At 68.5% G+C, this 16,191-nt stretch carries 10 protein-coding genes; 7 read left to right on the plus strand and 3 right to left on the minus strand.

Annotation, left to right across the window (positions count from 1 at the left end):
• Nucleotides 1-31: 31 nt before the first annotated feature.
• Nucleotides 32-223: a Flp family type IVb pilin gene (locus HJG43_08705; GenBank protein UER54603.1), complete on the minus strand. Its 192-nt coding sequence runs from the start codon at nucleotides 221-223 to the stop codon at nucleotides 32-34.
• A gap of 711 nt (nucleotides 224-934) precedes the next feature.
• On the opposite strand from HJG43_08705, the gene HJG43_08710 reads away from it, so the two are divergent.
• The 4 genes from HJG43_08710 to HJG43_08725 all read left to right on the plus strand — a co-directional run bounded on the left by HJG43_08710 (nucleotide 935) and on the right by HJG43_08725 (nucleotide 11,539).
• Nucleotides 935-3,904 (plus strand): hypothetical protein, encoded by a 2,970-nt coding sequence (locus tag HJG43_08710; GenBank protein UER54604.1) that lies wholly within the window; start codon nucleotides 935-937, stop codon nucleotides 3,902-3,904.
• A 9-nt stretch (nucleotides 3,905-3,913) separates the two neighbouring features.
• Nucleotides 3,914-9,202 (plus strand): DEAD/DEAH box helicase, encoded by a 5,289-nt coding sequence (locus HJG43_08715; protein UER54605.1) that lies wholly within the window; start codon nucleotides 3,914-3,916, stop codon nucleotides 9,200-9,202.
• A gap of 65 nt (nucleotides 9,203-9,267) precedes the next feature.
• A complete protein-coding gene (locus HJG43_08720; protein UER54606.1) occupies nucleotides 9,268-10,311 on the plus strand; it encodes a hypothetical protein in 1,044 nt (347 codons plus the stop codon).
• Between the two features lie 445 nt (nucleotides 10,312-10,756).
• The gene (locus HJG43_08725) at nucleotides 10,757-11,539 is read left to right on the plus strand and encodes a hypothetical protein (GenBank protein ID UER54607.1); all 783 of its coding nucleotides are present in this window, start codon (nucleotides 10,757-10,759) and stop codon (nucleotides 11,537-11,539) included.
• On the opposite strand, the gene HJG43_08730 is transcribed toward HJG43_08725, so the two are convergent.
• Complete coding sequence (locus HJG43_08730) at nucleotides 11,447-12,844, minus strand: DNA cytosine methyltransferase (GenBank protein ID UER54608.1); 1,398 nt, start codon at nucleotides 12,842-12,844, stop codon at nucleotides 11,447-11,449. The two genes, HJG43_08725 and HJG43_08730, sit on opposite strands and share 93 nt — an antisense overlap.
• Before the next feature lie 325 nt (nucleotides 12,845-13,169).
• Here HJG43_08730 and HJG43_08735 point away from each other — a divergent pair, with 325 nt between their 5' ends.
• A complete protein-coding gene (locus HJG43_08735) occupies nucleotides 13,170-13,550 on the plus strand; it encodes a very short patch repair endonuclease (GenBank protein UER54609.1) in 381 nt (126 codons plus the stop codon).
• 133 nt (nucleotides 13,551-13,683) lie between these two features.
• Here HJG43_08735 and HJG43_08740 read toward each other — a convergent pair whose 3' ends face one another.
• Nucleotides 13,684-14,724, minus strand: coding sequence for a 1-acyl-sn-glycerol-3-phosphate acyltransferase (locus HJG43_08740; GenBank protein ID UER54610.1), 1,041 nt, complete (start codon nucleotides 14,722-14,724; stop codon nucleotides 13,684-13,686).
• A gap of 110 nt (nucleotides 14,725-14,834) precedes the next feature.
• Between HJG43_08740 and HJG43_08745 the strand changes: the two genes are divergently transcribed.
• Nucleotides 14,835-15,596 (plus strand): alpha/beta fold hydrolase, encoded by a 762-nt coding sequence (locus HJG43_08745; GenBank protein UER54611.1) that lies wholly within the window; start codon nucleotides 14,835-14,837, stop codon nucleotides 15,594-15,596.
• Nucleotides 15,593-16,147 (plus strand): hypothetical protein, encoded by a 555-nt coding sequence (locus HJG43_08750; protein ID UER54612.1) that lies wholly within the window; start codon nucleotides 15,593-15,595, stop codon nucleotides 16,145-16,147. Before HJG43_08745 ends, HJG43_08750 begins: the two co-directional genes overlap by 4 nt.
• The last annotated feature ends 44 nt before the right edge of the window (nucleotides 16,148-16,191 follow it).

Here is a 16,191-nt window from a genome sequence, read left to right on the forward strand (position 1 = left end):
AGCAGCCTCTCCCCCCCGCGACGACCCTTGGTCAGCTGGCGGTAACGCCGAGCTTCACGGCGACGGAGTTGAACAGCGCCTGAAGGTTCGTGCCGAGCAGCGTGACACCGGCGATGATCGCCACGGCGATGAGGGCCACCATGAGGCCGTACTCGACGGCGGTCGCGCCCTCGTCCTTGGTGCGAGCGGCGCGGTTCTGCAGGTACACGTAAGCCTTGACCATCTGGAGCTCCTTGTGTCTGGCGGGGGATGGCCCACCCATCCCCGCTGACATCAAGGTTCGCCGCAGCAGCGCACCCGTCACCACGGGTGATCGGGTCGAGCGCTCGTCACAACCAGACGACGGCGCCTCGGCCGAACGGCTGATCCTCAGGAGTCACTGACCAGCAGCGTGGATCGGTCAGCACGTCACCGGCGTGCCACGCCGGCAACCCACCAGTTTGCGGGCACTGGGACCTGGGGTGGCGGGACTGCATGATCACGAACAGGGGTTCTCGATTGATCACGAAGGTCGAGCTTCAGACGGGGACGCCGAAGGACCTGGCGGCGTCCCATTCAGGGGGGAGGGGACGCCGCCAAGTCCGAGCACTACGTCGGCAGCGGGCCGATGGACGTTACAGGCGTCAACCGGAAGCGCCGGCGACGAGCCAGTTGCTCCTCCGGGAGCATTACCCGTCAGCCGCGGAGGCCGCGCTGGCCTCGGCTAGCCAGGTCGGCAGCTCGGCACGGCCGGTGACTCCCGGGTGACGCGATAGGCTTGACGAGTGATTCCCGAGATCGCCGAGGCACTTCCAGTGCCCCGGCGACGAGCGCGGGGCTCAGGGTGTCAGACCAGGACGGGAGCATCGTCTCACCAGCACGGGCTGAGTGAACGGGGGCAGAAGTGGATCAAGCGTGGCTGGAGTATCAGCGGTGGACGGAGGCCATCGCAGAAGTGGTCTACCCGTCCCGGGAAGATGCCGTACCGGTCTACCTGGACCTCGAGGACGAGGTCCTAGACCGCCTCGCTTCGGCGGCGGGCCACGAGGGATCGGCGAGGGACGGCCTGCGGGACGCGGTGACTGCGGTGACCGTGTCCCGCGGCATCTTTTCTCTGGGTCGGCTGTCCGCGGAGGCGCGGGCGTGGCGCCAGTCGCGTGACCGGCGGCATCCGCCTCCCTGGCTGGCGTTCCTGGCGATCACGGTGCTGGCCGCGGAGGCCATGGGGGCGGCCGATGACGGCTTCAATCAGAACAACTACTACGCCCGCCTCTGCTCCTTACTACAAGTTCCGGTGGACTCCCCGGAGGTCCGCTCGCAGTACATGGAGCGTGCCGAGCAGATGTGGGGCGACCTCAACCGCTGGCTGGAGGGCCTCGAAGGACGACGCGGTACGCCAACGGCGTATGCGCTCTCGTTCCGCTACGTGGGTCTGCCGATGTCACAGGCTCTCGTCCGCGCAGGAGATCGGCGCAAGTTCCCGCTGTTCTTTGCTCAGTACGGTCTCCCAGCCGGCACCGAGTTTTCGCCCGAGGCGCTCGAGCGGTATCTGGACGCCTGGTTCGCGAGCGAGTCCTGCCCCTTCTCGCCCTCCCTTAAGAAGCTCTGGGAGAAGGACTCCGCACGCGAGCGCATCGCCGCGGTCGCTGCTGTCGAACTCGTGGGCTGGGATGGAACGGTCCCGTCGAACCAGGTCGTTGGGTCACCGACCCTCCAGCGGGTCGGCCTCATGGCCCAACTCCGCCGCGGCTTCATGGGTGAGAGCCTCGACCTCGCGCTCACCCTACGGGCTGGGGCTGAGGACGAATTCGGAGCCGGCATGCGGGTGGAGGCGGCTGCCGGACAGTGGATGCCGGTCGGCTTGGTCCCCGCCGTCGCGAACGTCTGGCGCACGAGTTACTCCAGCGACATCGACGTGAAGTCAGTGCTCGAGGGGGTAGTCAGGATGAAGCCTGCTGTCGGCGACGACCGGGTGCTCACGCATCACCCGCGCAGCATCGTGCCGCTGGTCTTCGACGAACTGCAAGCCGCGTATCTGGAGGCCGAACGGCTTCAGCTCAACGTCGACAGCCTCCTCCTCGTGCGTACCGAGACCAAGGGCCGCCCGTTGGCCTCTAACGTCGTCAAGGTTCTGGAGGGCTGCGCGCGCCCGGGCTTCACGATTCACCAGTCGATGGACAGACTACCCGCGGGGTGGACCCTGGTCGCCGGCGTCCAGCTGTTCGGATCGCCCGGACCGGGCACGTACAACGAGCTGGTGCCCCTGGCTCGAGACCAGCTGACCATCGCCGGGGGCATGCGGATCCCGTCGCGGATCCGGAAGTGGTCCGTCGTGTCGCCGCCCGAGGTGCGCGCCTCCGTGGAGTCCGCCGCGGATCTCAGGCTCGTGCTCACCGACGGGGAAGATCTCAAGAAGGAGCTCCGGTCCTGGACCGCGCGCGGCGGCGCTCTCGTGGTGCCGCTCGCCGAGGCCGAACTCTCGGTGGGCGACTACAGCCTCGCCCTCTACGCGGGTAACGCCAAGGCACCGCTGCAGCGCGCGACCGTGCGCCTCAGGTCGGCGGACGTGGTGGACGCGGCGTGGGACTTGTCGCCGCGCCTCGTGTACGAGCTATCTGAGCCGGGTGGCCCCTTCGGTGTCCTCTCGGCACGCGAGATCGACGGAGATGTCTCGAAGGTCTTCGTCGACGGGGCCCTCACCGTCGGCGTGAGGCCCCGGGAGCCGGGCGTCACCCTTCGGGCGCCGACGAGGGCCGGATGGTCGCCTCCGCACGCGACTCCACCTCCCCCCGTCGTGAAGATCGGGGCTCCGGAGGCCGGCTCCTGCGTCGTCACGGGCGCGCACCACCTGGAGTACCCCACGTTCATGGGCGGCTGGCAGCCGAAGTACATCGAGGGTGTGTGCCGATACTGCGGCCTGGTCAAACGGTCTCCGGGATGGATCCCGCGCAACGGCTTCAGGAAGTCGTCTGCCGGTGGCGTTCACGTCGACGTGGCCGACCTTCCGCCGGTCGACGGTCAGACATCGAGGCTGTGGGACGCCGCTCTCGACACGCTGATGCACCTGGGGGGTGGGTCAGCGAGGGCCCTCACCACCGTTGCCTCGCAGATCGACGGGAGCGCGCTCTTCACCAGCGCCTTTCCCACACGCCTGGAGCTCCTCGGGCACATCGCCGTCGAGCGGTCGGACGACGGCACGCCTGAGCGGTGGGAGATCTCGCCCTCGTGCCTGGTGGTCCGAGGACCCGACTCGCTCGAGCTGGTGGGCTTCTGGCCCGACGACCTTGTGGCGACGCTCCTCGATCGGTTCGCGGATTCAGACGTCCGGCTGCAGGAGCAGCCCGCCGAGGACCAGCCGACCCGTCGCTTGCTGGAGGGTGCGCACGTGGAGCTCGTGGAGGAGGATGCCGAACCCCTCGGTTTGGTCGTGCGCGACCCGTGCACGCAGATCCTCGGGGCGCTGCCGGTGCTCTCCGAGGTCGCTGTGACCCACCCACGCGTGCCCATGCCAGGGTTCAGTCAGGCAGAGAGGTTCGACGTGGCCTCCGCGTCGTGGGTCCAGACCAGTGACGTCTCCCGTCCAGGGGCGTACCGCCTCGCTCGAGGGTTCGAGCGTTTGCATGTCTACCGCTCGGAGAGCGACGTGGTACGGCGATCCGCCGTCCTGGGATCCGTCCACCTCGTGAAGTACCTGGCAGCGAACGCCCTCGGTCATTCGTTGGTGACCTTCCTCCCCAGACGCCAGGGCGTAGTCGTGCCGCTCGGCTGCGACCTGCCGGGCCTGTACGCGCGCGCGGCCGTGCTGGCGAGCGGGGAGCTGCCCCAACGAAAGCGCCTCACCGGCGAGCACGAGCGCCCGTGCCTCCTCTACCCGTCGATCACCCAGGAGCAGGCCGACCTGCTCGTGACCCTGCTCTCTCGATAGGTGGCAGCCATGGATCCGACAAACCCGAAGCGCCTCGCCGACGACCTGCGGGACGCGTACATGAGGTACTTCGACACCGCCTTCTGGCTCGCGGACGAGTCATTGATGCGCGAGCGACGTGCGTTGCTGGAGCAGCCGGGCGCGCTTGTGGGCGGAGTCCTCCTCGAGCCGGTCGTGCCCTATCCGAACGTCGTGCCGATGCTCGACGTCGCCGACGACGTGGGTCTGAGTCGCGAGACCGCCCGGCGGGTGGCCCGTGCCGTCTTTCCCGGCACAGACCCCGCCGACCTCCGACTGCGCCAGCACCAGGCCGAGGCGATCCGCAAGGCGCTCCACCCCGATGCCGGCCAGAACGTCGTCGTGACCTCGGGGACAGGATCCGGCAAGACGGAGTCGTTCCTCCTCCCGGTGCTGCTGCGCCTTGTCGAGGAGTCACGGGCATGGGGCCGCCAGCACGGCGGCAACTGGTGGTGGTCAGCGGCTGACCCTCAGTGGGTCCCGGTCCGGCACGCTGAGGCGCGGGCGGCGGCGATGAGGACGATCGTCCTCTACCCGACCAACGCGCTCGTCGAGGACCAGATGACGCGCCTGCGCCGTGCAGTTCGGGTGCTCCGCGAGCAGTCGCCGGAGACCCCGATCTGGTTCGGTCGCTACACCGGGATCACGGAGGGGTCCGGGCCGAACCCGTCGAGCAAGGCAGCGGCACAGGCTGTCGCGGCCAGCCTCCGACAACTCGAGGCCGAGCACGAGGCGCTTCTCCGCGCCAACGAGGAGGCGGTGCGCGAAGGTCGGCCGGCAGACCAGATCGACCTGAGCCAGTTCCAGGACCCGCGATCCGGCGAGATGCTCACCCGCTGGGACATGATCGCCAGCCCGCCGGATGTCTTGATCACGAACTACTCCATGCTCAACACAATCATGATGCGCGCTTTCGAGGCGCCGATGTTCGACAAGACCGCTGCGTGGCTCCGTTCAGACCCGGCAAACGTGCTGACGCTGGTGGTCGACGAGCTGCACCTCTACCGCGGGACGCAGGGCAGCGAGGTCGCGATGGTCGTCAGGGCGCTCCTCCGACGTCTCGGCTTGGAACCAACCTCGTCGCAACTCCGCATCATTGGCACGTCGGCCTCCCTCGACGCCTCGCAAGCGGGGTTGGCGTACCTCGAGCAGTTCTTCGGCGTGCCGGCCGAGTCTTTCCACCTCGAGCCGGGCGAGCAGGCGACGCTCGACCGGCCGCCCGCCCTGACGCGGGCGGAGGTCGCGGAGTGGTCGCGTCCGGTCAACGAGGTCTCCCGGCTGCTGGCGACCGCCTGTGCGGACGCCGAGACGGGCCGCCTCCGAGCGACTGATCTGGACACGATCGCCAGGCGGTTGTTCCCGCACGACGAAGATCGCAACGAACTCCTGGCACACGTCCTCGAATGGCTCGCGTCGCACCAGCCGGGAAGCGCCGATGCAAGCGGCCTGTTCGTGCCCCTGCGAGCCCATGTGTTCGTAAGGACGCCACGAGGCGTCTGGGCGTGCTCGAACGCGCACTGCTCGGGTGTCGAGGCACGGTCTGAGGGGCGAGCAGTCGGCAAACTTTACATCAGCCCGCTGAACACGTGCACTCACTGCGGAAGCCGCGTCCTGGAGCTGCTCTACTGCTACGAGTGCGGCGACGCCTCGCTAGGCGGGTTCGTGCTCGATGAGAAGGGGAACCAGACCCTGCTTGGGCCGGGACCAGTGACTGAGGGCCAGAGCGGCAAGCCGGTCTTCCTGCGGGTCAGGGACCAGTTCACCTGGTACCGGCCCGGGCTGCTCCCGCTGGGCAAGGACTGGACTGCCCACGGCCTCAAGTTCGCGTTCCAGGCTGTCGCCTGGAACCCGGCGCTCGGGTGCGTAGAGGCGCCCGCAAGCGCGCCGACAGGCGTTGGGGTCACCGTCGCCAACGCCGCACAGACGGATCGGGTCCCCGCCTTGCCGACGCGCTGCCCGTCCTGCGGCTTCGACGCGAAGCAGCACGACGGCTCGGCCTTCAAGTCGGGGCGGGTCCGATCACCCATCCGCGCCCACACGTCCGGGCTCGCGGCGGCTACGGAGCTGTACCTCTCGCAACTCATCCGTTCGCTGGCAGAGGGACGCGACGGGCTCGAAGCCATCACCGACGCCAAGACCATCGTCTTCACGGACAGCCGAGACGACGCTGCTCGCACCGCGGCTGGCGTGAGCCGAAACCACCACCGCGACCTCGTACGCCAGGTACTCCGCCAGGAGATCACGCGTGCTCCCGACCCGCAGGCGATCCTCGACGCCATGACAGACGCCGCGGCGATGGCTCAGGACTTCGGCCCCGCTCGGGTCGCCCGCCTCATGCAGAAGATGGGGCAGGCCCTCGGGCCGGACCAGCAGGCGGCGTTGGACGCGGCCTACGTTACGCTCGGCGACAGTTCTCAAGTACCTATCGGCGAAGTCTTCGCGCGCGTCACGCGTTCGCTAGTCGCCCTCGGCGCGAACCCTGGAGGCACCAGCCCTTGGAACCGTCATCTTGAGGACGGCCCGCAGGCGACGACCCCCTGGTACCGCGCCTTTCCACCCCCCTTCCCCGGCGCCTGGCCCGTACCGCCCGTGGCTCAGGGCCAAGAGAAGCTGCAGCGCCAGCTTCGCGCTTCGGTCGTCGAGGCCACGTTCGACCGAGCGCGCCGTGACCTGGAGTCCGTGGGCATCGCCCGGCTGGGGATCGCCAGTTTGCAGCCCCTGGACGGACCGCTCGACGATGATCAGCAGCACGAAGTGATGGCCTCCGTCATCCGCATCCTCGGGACGCTCAAACGGTACGAGGAGAGCACTGCGGGCGGCATCCAGCCGGAGGCCGTCATGCCTCCGGCGGTGCGGCGCTACCTGGAGGCTGTCGCCAGACATCTCGGATTGCCGGCCCACGACGTAGTCGACCAGGTCGAGCGTCTCGCTGGGAGTCCGTCCACGCTGGAAGCGGTCTCTGGGTGGCTGCTTAAGACCGCCACCGTCACGAGTACGCTCGTCCTCGTCCCTGGCGGACAGGAGCAGTGGCGTTGCACGGCGTGCAACTACGTCCACCTGCACGCCAGTGCCGGCGTGTGTGCGAACCGACAGTGCCACCGGCCGGACCTGGTGAAGGAGGACCGGGACGAGGAGTTCAGCGACTACTACGCCTGGCTAGCTCACCGGCCACCTCGGCGGCTGGCCGTCGCGGAGTTGACCGGTCAGACCAAGCCAGTGTCTGAGCAGCGAAGCAGGCAGCGGCGGTTCAAGGGCGCCTTCACGCTCGCGGAGCACCGCCTACCCGACGAGCTCGACGTCCTTTCAGTTACGACGACGATGGAGGTCGGCGTCGACATCGGCTCGCTCCGAGCCACGATGATGGCCAACATGCCGCCTCAGCGGTTCAACTACCAGCAGAGGGTCGGCCGAGCTGGTCGCGGCGGGCAGGCGTTCAGCTACGCCCTGACGCTGTGCCGCGACCGGAGCCACGACGAGTACTACTTCCAGCGTGCCGACCGCATCACGGGCGACGTACCGCCTCAGCCCTTCCTCGACCTGGCTCGCCGCCGAATCGTCCAGCGGGTCGTCGCGGCCGAGTGTCTTCGGGAGGCCTTCTCGGCGATACCCAACGGCCCAAGATGGAAGTCGACGAGCAACCACGGGACCTTCGGCCAGATGGACGAGTGGGACCGGTACCGGCCGCCCGTCGCAGCGTGGCTCGCCACCGACGCGCTGGTGAGGCCCATCGCGACACGGCTCTGTGCGCTCACGCCGCTGTCTGCCAACGATGTCGAAGAGATCATCACGTGGGTGCGGGCTGACCTGGTCGCTGGGGTGGACCAGGTCGTCGAGCGGGAGAGGGGCACCGCGGACACCGAGCTCAGCGCTGCCCTCGCTCGCTACGGGCTGCTGCCCATGTTCGGGTTTCCCACGCGTGTGAGGAATCTCTGGGACGCGCCCATCAAGAGCGCCGAGTGGCTCGAGACACACGCGGTCGCCGACAGGTCGCTGGACATGGCGGTCGCCTCCTTCTCGCCGGGCGCTGAGGTGGTCAAGGACGGTCTCGTCCACACCGTGGCGGGCTTTGCCAGCTACCGGCCAGCCGGGAGGTGGGTCGAGTCGCTCGAGCCGCTGGGTTCACCCAGGACTCTCGGTCGCTGCGAGCGATGCGGGCGGAGCGATCTGGAACCGGTGGGCGACTTCTGCCGCGCCTGCAACGAGCCGGTGACAAGGCTCGCCATCTACGAGCCTCACGGCTTCAGGACGACCTACAGGGCCCGACCGTACAACGACGACAGCGACATGCCGTTCGGCGCGGGAGCACCGGAGCTCTCACCCGAGGGCACGTCGGCCGAGTTGCACGAACTGCGTACGGTGGACATCCAGCTCTTCGAGCAGACACGCCTTGTGACCGTCAACGACAACTTCGGGCGCGGTTTCACGTTTACGAAGGACACGGACGGTACCGTGCTCGCCGAGCCGGGTCAGCCTGGAGCCGGGACGATCAACGCGATCGGCGAGATTCGCGTCACCGACGCGCTCCTTATGACTCCGAAGCGCCTAGAGCTCCCAACCGGTGCAGTCGGTCTCCGCGAGCAGCCGTCTGGCCGCGCTGCATACACCTCGCTCGCCGAGTTGCTCCGGCGAGGCGCAAAGGATGTGCTGGACGTTGATCCGAGTGAACTGACGGTCGGGTTGACTCCAGTCCGGGTCCCGCTCACGGCTGTCGACGAACCGGACGCGAAGTCACAGGTGGCAGCGGCGATCTACATCGCAGACACCGCCGAGAACGGCGCCGGTTACGCGGCCGAACTCGGCAAGCCGGAGGTGTTCGAGCCGCTCCTCCAGGAGACGCTCACGGACGCGGTCGAGCGGTGGCAGGCCGCCTCTCACGGACAGTTGTGCGACCTGTCGTGCCCCGATTGCTTACGTTCGTACGACAACTCGCGCCGACACGCGTACCTCGACTGGCGGCTCGCACTGGACCTGCTGGAACTGGTCGCCGGAGTGCCGTTGACCACCGACCGGTCGCTGCCTGCAGAGGTGAGCGGCTTCGCGCCCGCCGCACACGCCCTCGGTGGCGCGTCCGCGACCGTGATCGACGGTATACCGGCGATCACCCGAAACGACGCGTGCGTGCTCCTCGCGCACCCTCTCTGGCGGCTCGAGCTCGACTGGTTCACCGACGAGCAGGCGCAAGCGCACGTGGCCGCGACCTCCTCTTTCAGGCGCGTTGTGTGGCACGACGTCCGGAGCTTCCGCCGCAACCCGCTGGCCATCTGGCCCGCACTCGCATAGTGGTCGGCGCAGCCCCCCGCCCCCGGCCTCAGCCCCCTGAGCGAGTATCACCAACCCTCGTCGGGGTGTTCCAGCGCTGCCCGCTGCGCGCCGGGTTCGCGAGCGACCCCCGATACCAAGGGCTGAGGCGTACGGGCCTGCGAGCCGCCCTGGGCTCCGCAGCGCACGCCGTTGCTGCTCGGTCCGGGACCGGCGCGGTGTTCGAGGTCGCGTGGGCCGAGGAAACGGCGAGAGCGATGGCCAGGCTCCGCGCTCACTGGGTGCCAGCGACCCCGCCCTCCGTGAGTAGCTGGCCCGGTTCAGCGATCACGAAGGCGAGGCTCCGCACAACCTGGGAACCTGGACCCACCTGGCCCGTCGCGAACGGTCCGCGTGTCGCGTCGACGACGGCCGCTGGTCACAAGGGCTTCGCCGGCGGGCACCCTCCTCTGCCATGGCGAGAACGGTGGCTCGGCCCACCAGGCACCGGTCTGGTGGGCCGACCGGACCTCGTCGAGCGGGTTGACGGGGTCCTGCGCATAGTCGACCTGAAGACGGGTGTCGAGCAGGCGTCGATGACTGAGCCGCAGCGGCTGCAGCTCCTCTTCTACTGCGCACTCGTGCGCCACGTGCTCGGGGAGTTGCCGACGAGCGCGGCGGTGCAGAGAGCGGACGGGCGTCTGGAGGAGTTCGCCGTCAACCCTTCCGAGGTCACCCGAGTGGAACTCCTGGCTCTCGAGGTCCGGCAGGCTCTCGACGCCGCGGCGAAAGGGGCGGCGCTGGAGGCCCGCCCATCGGACGTGGTCTGCTCCTCGTGCCCGTTCCGCGTAGTGTGCTCGGCCTTCCTCGAGGCGTACCAGCCGGAGTGGCGCTCGAGCCCTGTGCGATTGGCGCGGATCGGGGCAGTCGTGCCCGCCGATGCACATCTCGTCGTGGACGTCGAGGTTGTGGCACCCTCATGGGCGGCGGGGCCCATGCGCTGGGTGGCTTTCCCAATGCCGCAGGACCTTTCTCCAGGCAGCCTCTGGGCGGCAAGCGACTTCGAGGGACGGACTGGCACTGCAACTGCGAGATGGAACACGCTTGTCGCGCCCTGGGACGGACTGCCAACCTCTGTCGTTGATCCCTGAAGTCGACGGCGACGAGTTCCGGAGGCATCCTGGCGGCAACGGATGGGTGGATGAGCATGGTCGCTGACTGGACCTGCAGAGCGACACCGTCCCAGGCCGGTGCGACGGAGGAAAGCATCGCCGCAGAGACCAGGCCGTCGACGTCTGCACTCGCAGCCATGGGGCGGGGGGCCCCGAGCCGCGCACCCAGACGCACGGCGGAAGACGCAGGACTCGACGGGTCGAGCTCGCGGGACAGCGCCTCAATGGCGATCCTCCGGCGAGCTGGCGCCGTCGACTTGAACACTCATGTCGCGCTGCCCGGGTACGCACGCCAGGGTATCGATGAGCTGCCCTCGAGCACCGATCGGACCGGACGCGACGACGCCGGCTCCCTGGACTCGCCAGGCGAACGTGGTGGCTGACATGGATGCGCGTGGGTACGCGCCTGCCCTATCGTCGAGGTGTGGCGAAGGAGTACGGAGTCGAGTACCCCGAGCGCCCACTCATGTCCGTGATCTCCGACCTGCTAGGGATCCCACACTTTACAACAAGCCGTGGCTCGACGGTCCGCTCTGACTTTCTACGCGCTGTGGCTGAGACCCTTGGGATCCCCGCGGCCCGATCTGAGGCCCTGCGCAAGGACGAACTGCTCGCCGCCGTCGTCGAGGCGGCGACCAGAGAGCCGATGGATCCCACGCTATATTCTCCGGGTGGGACGGTGACGGACCGGGCACTCCAAAGGATCATCGATGGCCTGATACTTCACGGAACGCCCGGGCGGCTGCCGGCCATCGTTCCACCGGAGGATGAGCCTGTGATTCCTGAACTCGACGACTTCGATCCGGGCGGCCTGCAGGACGAACGCGATCGACGGCTTGTCGAGACAGCGGTCCGCGAAGGTCAGGACCGATTCCGCTCCGCGTTGATGGCGGCCTACGGCTCGGCCTGCGCGATCACGGAGTACACAGCGGTGGAGACGCTCCAGGCGGCGCACATCTTTCCGTATCGGGGTCCTGCGACCAACAGCGTCAGCAACGGGCTTCTGCTGAGGGCGGACGTCCACTTGCTATTCGACCGTGGAGCGATTGCCGTACACGAGGCCTCGATGGAGGTGCTGATCAAGCCGCACCTCGAGGTCACGCAGTACGTCTCCCTAGCCGGTAAGAAGCTCCGCCGACCGCAGCGACTGCGTGATCGGCCCTCCACTGCGGCCCTGCGAAGCCATCGCGAGTGGGCGGGCCTCTAGTCGGTTGTCCGGGTTGGGATCAGCCCGCATCACAGCCTCGACCAGTCCAGGAGCGAGTAGCGCGATGTCCTCCCGGTCCCGTAGCACATGTGTTCGGAAGATGTAGTAGGCAGCGCCGACGTTGACGCCGTTGCCCATCTGACGGTAGCTGGCCGCATCCGGCTGGTCGCCGAAATGGAACCAGTCCGGCAGGCCCTGGAGCCGTGCAGCTTCCCGGGGCGTGATCCGGCGCCTGCGGTTGCCGACGATGCTCGTCTGCGTGATCGCGACAAGTGCCGGCAAGTACGTGGGCCGCTTCGCGCGGATGCCAGATGGCCGCAGGTGCATCACCGTGTCCCACAACGACGCGGCGCCCTGTGCCTGCCACTCCAGCTTGCGTCGCGAGGCGGGTAGGTCTTCGAGGTCGTTATGACGCGCCTTCCACTGGTCGATCACGCTGCGGTGCGTCCTGTAGAAGTCGCTGTTCTTTCGCAGGAAGTCGGCCTTCCACGCTGGAGTGTCTGGAGAGATTTCCGGTTCGAGCTTGAACTCGTCGGCCCAGATGGGGAAGCCAGGAATTTTTGAGCCGACAAGTCTAGGGCGTAGGTCGGCAAGTAAGTCTTCCCACACGGAGATCCACATGATCTCCGACGGGGTCAGCTTGTATCGCTCCAGATCATCGATATCCGCATCGGAGTCGAGTGGCAGGTCCCGTTCGACGTCCCACTCTTGGGGATCCCACCCGGCGACCGGGCGGTTTTGAACGAGAGGTTCGTCAGCGGACTCCGCCCACGCCCGTGCACGACCGACGTACGTGCCCGTGATGAAGACCCTTTCCCTCACCTGCGGCCGCCCGCCGAGAGTCGGCGGGAGCAGGTGCGGAGAGAAGACTGTCGGGGTCCCCGCCACTCGGTACCCCAGGTCGCGGAGCGACGTCACAATAGTCTTCCACGTCTCCTTGTGGCGGGGACCAGCCAGATTGCGGACGTTCTCCAGCATGATCACGGGAGGCTTTCGCTCTTCCAGCACTCGGCAGATGTTCCAGAACAACGTCCCTCGCGTCTCCTCCATGCCGCGCTGGAAACCTGACTTCGAGAATGGCTGGCACGGGAAACCTGCAGCGAGCACGTCGTGGGGAGGTACGGCCATCTGGTCCTCCGTCAGTTCCACGATGTCACCGGCTACCTGAGTCCTCCAGTTGACTTCGTAGACAGCCTTGGCCTGCAAGTCGATCTCCGACGCGAACCAGCACTCGCCGTCGAGCGCACCAAGCGCCGCGTGAAAGCCACCCACCCCAGCGAAGAGGTCCACGAACGAGAACGACATGGCGCGAAGCTTACCTGGTGGGGGTGACGACGCCGAGGCGGCGCGCGGCTCGAGCTCGCCGGGAGCGCCACAGCGGGGCGGCCAGGCGAGAGGCAACGACAGCTGAACGGTGTCCACGAGGCCCTCTCCAGGTCGGCGGATCGGCGCCCGACGGTAGAAGACCCAGGCGCTCGCGAACCGCCCGAGCCTGCGGACCTCTGGACAACCTTGCGTTCGGCGTGCCTGTGGAGGAGTACTGGGCCTCGCCATCAGGGAGGATGGAGGTGTGCCGACGTACCACGTCCCCCCGCATCCGGGGGCAGGTGGAGCGGAGGTCTCTCGGCGCATGAGCACGCTCAGGCGCAAGGACAACGGCTCCGAGCTTGCCGTTCGACGCCTGCTGCACGGCGCGGGCTACCGGTTCCGGGTTCACTACCCGGTTCCGGGCCTTCCCAGACGCACGATCGACATCGCCTTCACGCGGGCCAAGGTCGCCGTCTTTGTCGACGGCTGCTTCTGGCATGGGTGCCCTGAGCACGGGACGAGGCCGAGATCCAACGCAGAGTGGTGGTCGTCGAAGCTGGACGCGAACATGGCCCGAGACAGAGACACCGACGACGCGTTGGAGAAGCTCGGCTGGACGGTGCTCCGACTGTGGGAGCACGAGGAGCCCGCACGAGCCGCGGAGCGTGTCATGGCCGCTCTAGCGCCTACTGGTCGGTCATGAGGCGACAGCCACGGCTTGAGCTCGATGTCTCCGGTGGTGCAGGCGCGCCGTTCCGGACCTCCCTGATGCGGCCACCCTCGCCGTCCCGCTCGATGACTGCAATCCCGCCACGGCCCAGCCCCAGACCGCTCACTCACGCGGAGTTGCGCCGCTGCACGACCGGCCCGGTCTGCTCGACGACGTCCGGCCTGACGACACCGTTGTGGCTCGCCACGTCGTCGCTGTCCTCAGCAGGGCTGTCCGCTGTGACCAGCCCCTCGACCGAGGCGATCTCCTCCGCGGCCCCGAGGACCTCGGCGTCCGAGACATCGGCGTCCGAGACGTCCGCCTCCGGAACATCGCCGTCCGGAACATCGCCGTCCGTAGTGTCCGGAACCTCCCCGGCCCGGGCGTCCGGGTCCTCCGCGTCCTCCCCCGTCCCGTGCCGGTCGCCGTCCCTCTTGTCCAGCACCTCACGACCACGGACGGCGAGCTCCTCGAACCGCTCCCGGGCGACCGTGGCGAGCCGTGCCTTGACAGTGGAGGCGTAGACGTCCACGTACTCCTGGCCGGACAGCTTCATCAGCTCGTACATGATCTCGTCGGTGATGGACCGCAGGATGAACCGGTCGCTCTCCATCCCCTCGTACCGGGAGAAGTCCATCGGCTCACCGATGATCATCCCCACCCGACGGATCCTCGGGATGCGCTGGCCGATGGGCTGCACCTTGTCGGTGTCGATCATGGCCACCGGCAGCACCGGCACCTTGGCCTCCAGGGCCAGTCGTGCCACGCCCGTCTTGCCCCGGTACAGCCGGCCGTCGGGGCTGCGGGTGCCCTCGGGGTAGATCCCGAGCAGGTCGCCGCGGCGCAGCACCCGCAGCCCGGTACGCACGGCGGCCTCGCCCGCCCGGCCACCGGAACGGTCCACCGGGACCTGACCGACCCCGCGGAAGAAGGCCGCCGTCATGCGCCCCCTGATCCCGCGGCCAGTGAAGTAGTCCGCCTTGGCCAGGAACGTGATCCGCCGCGGCACCATGACCGGCAGGAAGAACGAGTCGGAGAACGACAGGTGGTTGCTCGCGAGGATCGCGCCACCAGAGGCGGGGACGTTCTCCAGCCCCTTGACCCAGGGCCGGAAGAGCGCCTTGAGGATCGGTCCGAGCACGATCCTCTTGAGCAGCCAGTAGAACAAGTGGTCTCCACCTCCGGTCCGTCACCGCGGGGTGACGTGCGCCTCACTCTACGGGGCGCAGGTCGGGACGCGCCCTGTACCGCACCCGGGGCACGTGTCACGATGAGGTCGTGCCAGTCGTCCCAGGAGCCGAGCCGTTCGGTCACGACGGGGACCGTGACGTCGCCGTCCTGCTCGTCCATGGGCTCAGCGGCAGCCCGAACAGTATGCGCCCGTGGGGGGAGCACCTGGCCAAGGACGGCTACACCGTCCGGGTCCCCCGCCTGCCCGGTCACGGCACGACGTGGCAGGAGGCCAACGTCACCGAGTGGGCCGACTGGTACAACGACGTCGAGCGGGAGTTCCGCGACCTGCGCCGCTCCCACCGGGCCGTCGTCGTCGGCGGCCTGTCCATGGGCGGCGCCCTGGCCCTGCGGCTGGCCGAGGACCACGGCCCGGACGTCGCGGGCCTCGTCCTGGTCAACCCGGCCGCCAAGCTGGAGCACGTGCTGCTGCCCGCCGTGCCGCTGCTGCACCGGGTCATCCCCTCCTTCCCGGGGATCACCGACGACATCAAGAAGCCCGGTCAGACCGAGGTGGGGTACGACCGTCTGCCGCTCAGGGCGCTGGCCTCGCTGCTCCGCGCCCAGAAGGACCTCGTGCGTGACCTGCCGGAGGTGTTCCAGCCGCTGCTGGTGTTCCGCTCCGCCGTGGACCACGTCGTCCCCGCCTCGAGCACCGCGCTGGTCCTGTCCCGGGTGTCCTCGACGGACGTCACCGAGGTCGTGCTGCACGACAGCTACCACGTCGCGACTCTCGACAACGACGCCGAGACGATCTTCACCGGGAGCGCCGAGTTCGTGGAGCGGGTCACCGCCGGGGACGCGACGTGACCGGCGTGCCTCCCGAACGGGACGACGACAGCAACGTCGACCTCGAGGCGGCCTGGGCGGACATCGTGGCCAACTGGGACCAGGACGACGCGACGCCGGTGGGCCGCTGGCCGGCCGCCGAGGACACCGAGGACACCGACCACTCCGACGCCCCCGGCGACCCCGACGCCCCCCGCGACACCGATCGCGCCGACCCCAAGGACCCCCAGGGCACGGGGCACCCGGTGGACTGGGACGTCGTGCCCACCCACGTCGGCGGGGACCGGGCCCGGGAGGCCGCCGCACGGCCCGACCCGGACGACGAGGAGGAGGGCTTCGTCCCGCCGGAGCCGCCGCCGCTGCCCCGCAGTGACGCCATCACGATGGCGGCGTGGGCGGGGGTCCTCGGCTCCCCCCTGTTCTTCCTGCTGACCGCGCTGTTCTGGCGGGACGTGCCGCAGCTGCTGATCCTGGTGGCCGTCGGCGCGTTCGTCGCCGGGTTCGTCACCCTGGTCGCGCGGATGCCGAGCCGGCGCGACCCGGGCGACGACGACGACGGCGCCGTGGTCTGACCCTGTCTGACATGACCTGACCCTGCCTGACGTGACCTGAGCAG

Source organism: Kineosporiaceae bacterium SCSIO 59966, assembly GCA_020881835.1.
Taxonomy (GTDB): domain Bacteria; phylum Actinomycetota; class Actinomycetes; order Actinomycetales; family SCSIO-59966; genus SCSIO-59966.

Excerpts from the sequence above, each read along its gene's own strand:
- HJG43_08705 (UER54603.1), bottom strand. The coding sequence starts at position 223 with ATGGTCAAGGCTTACGTGTACCTGCAGAACCGCGCCGCTCGCACCAAG.
- HJG43_08715 (UER54605.1), top strand. The coding sequence starts at position 3,914 with ATGGATCCGACAAACCCGAAGCGCCTCGCCGACGACCTGCGGGACGCG.
- HJG43_08730 (UER54608.1), bottom strand. The coding sequence starts at position 12,844 with ATGTCGTTCTCGTTCGTGGACCTCTTCGCTGGGGTGGGTGGCTTTCAC.
- HJG43_08735 (UER54609.1), top strand. The coding sequence starts at position 13,170 with ATGAGCACGCTCAGGCGCAAGGACAACGGCTCCGAGCTTGCCGTTCGA.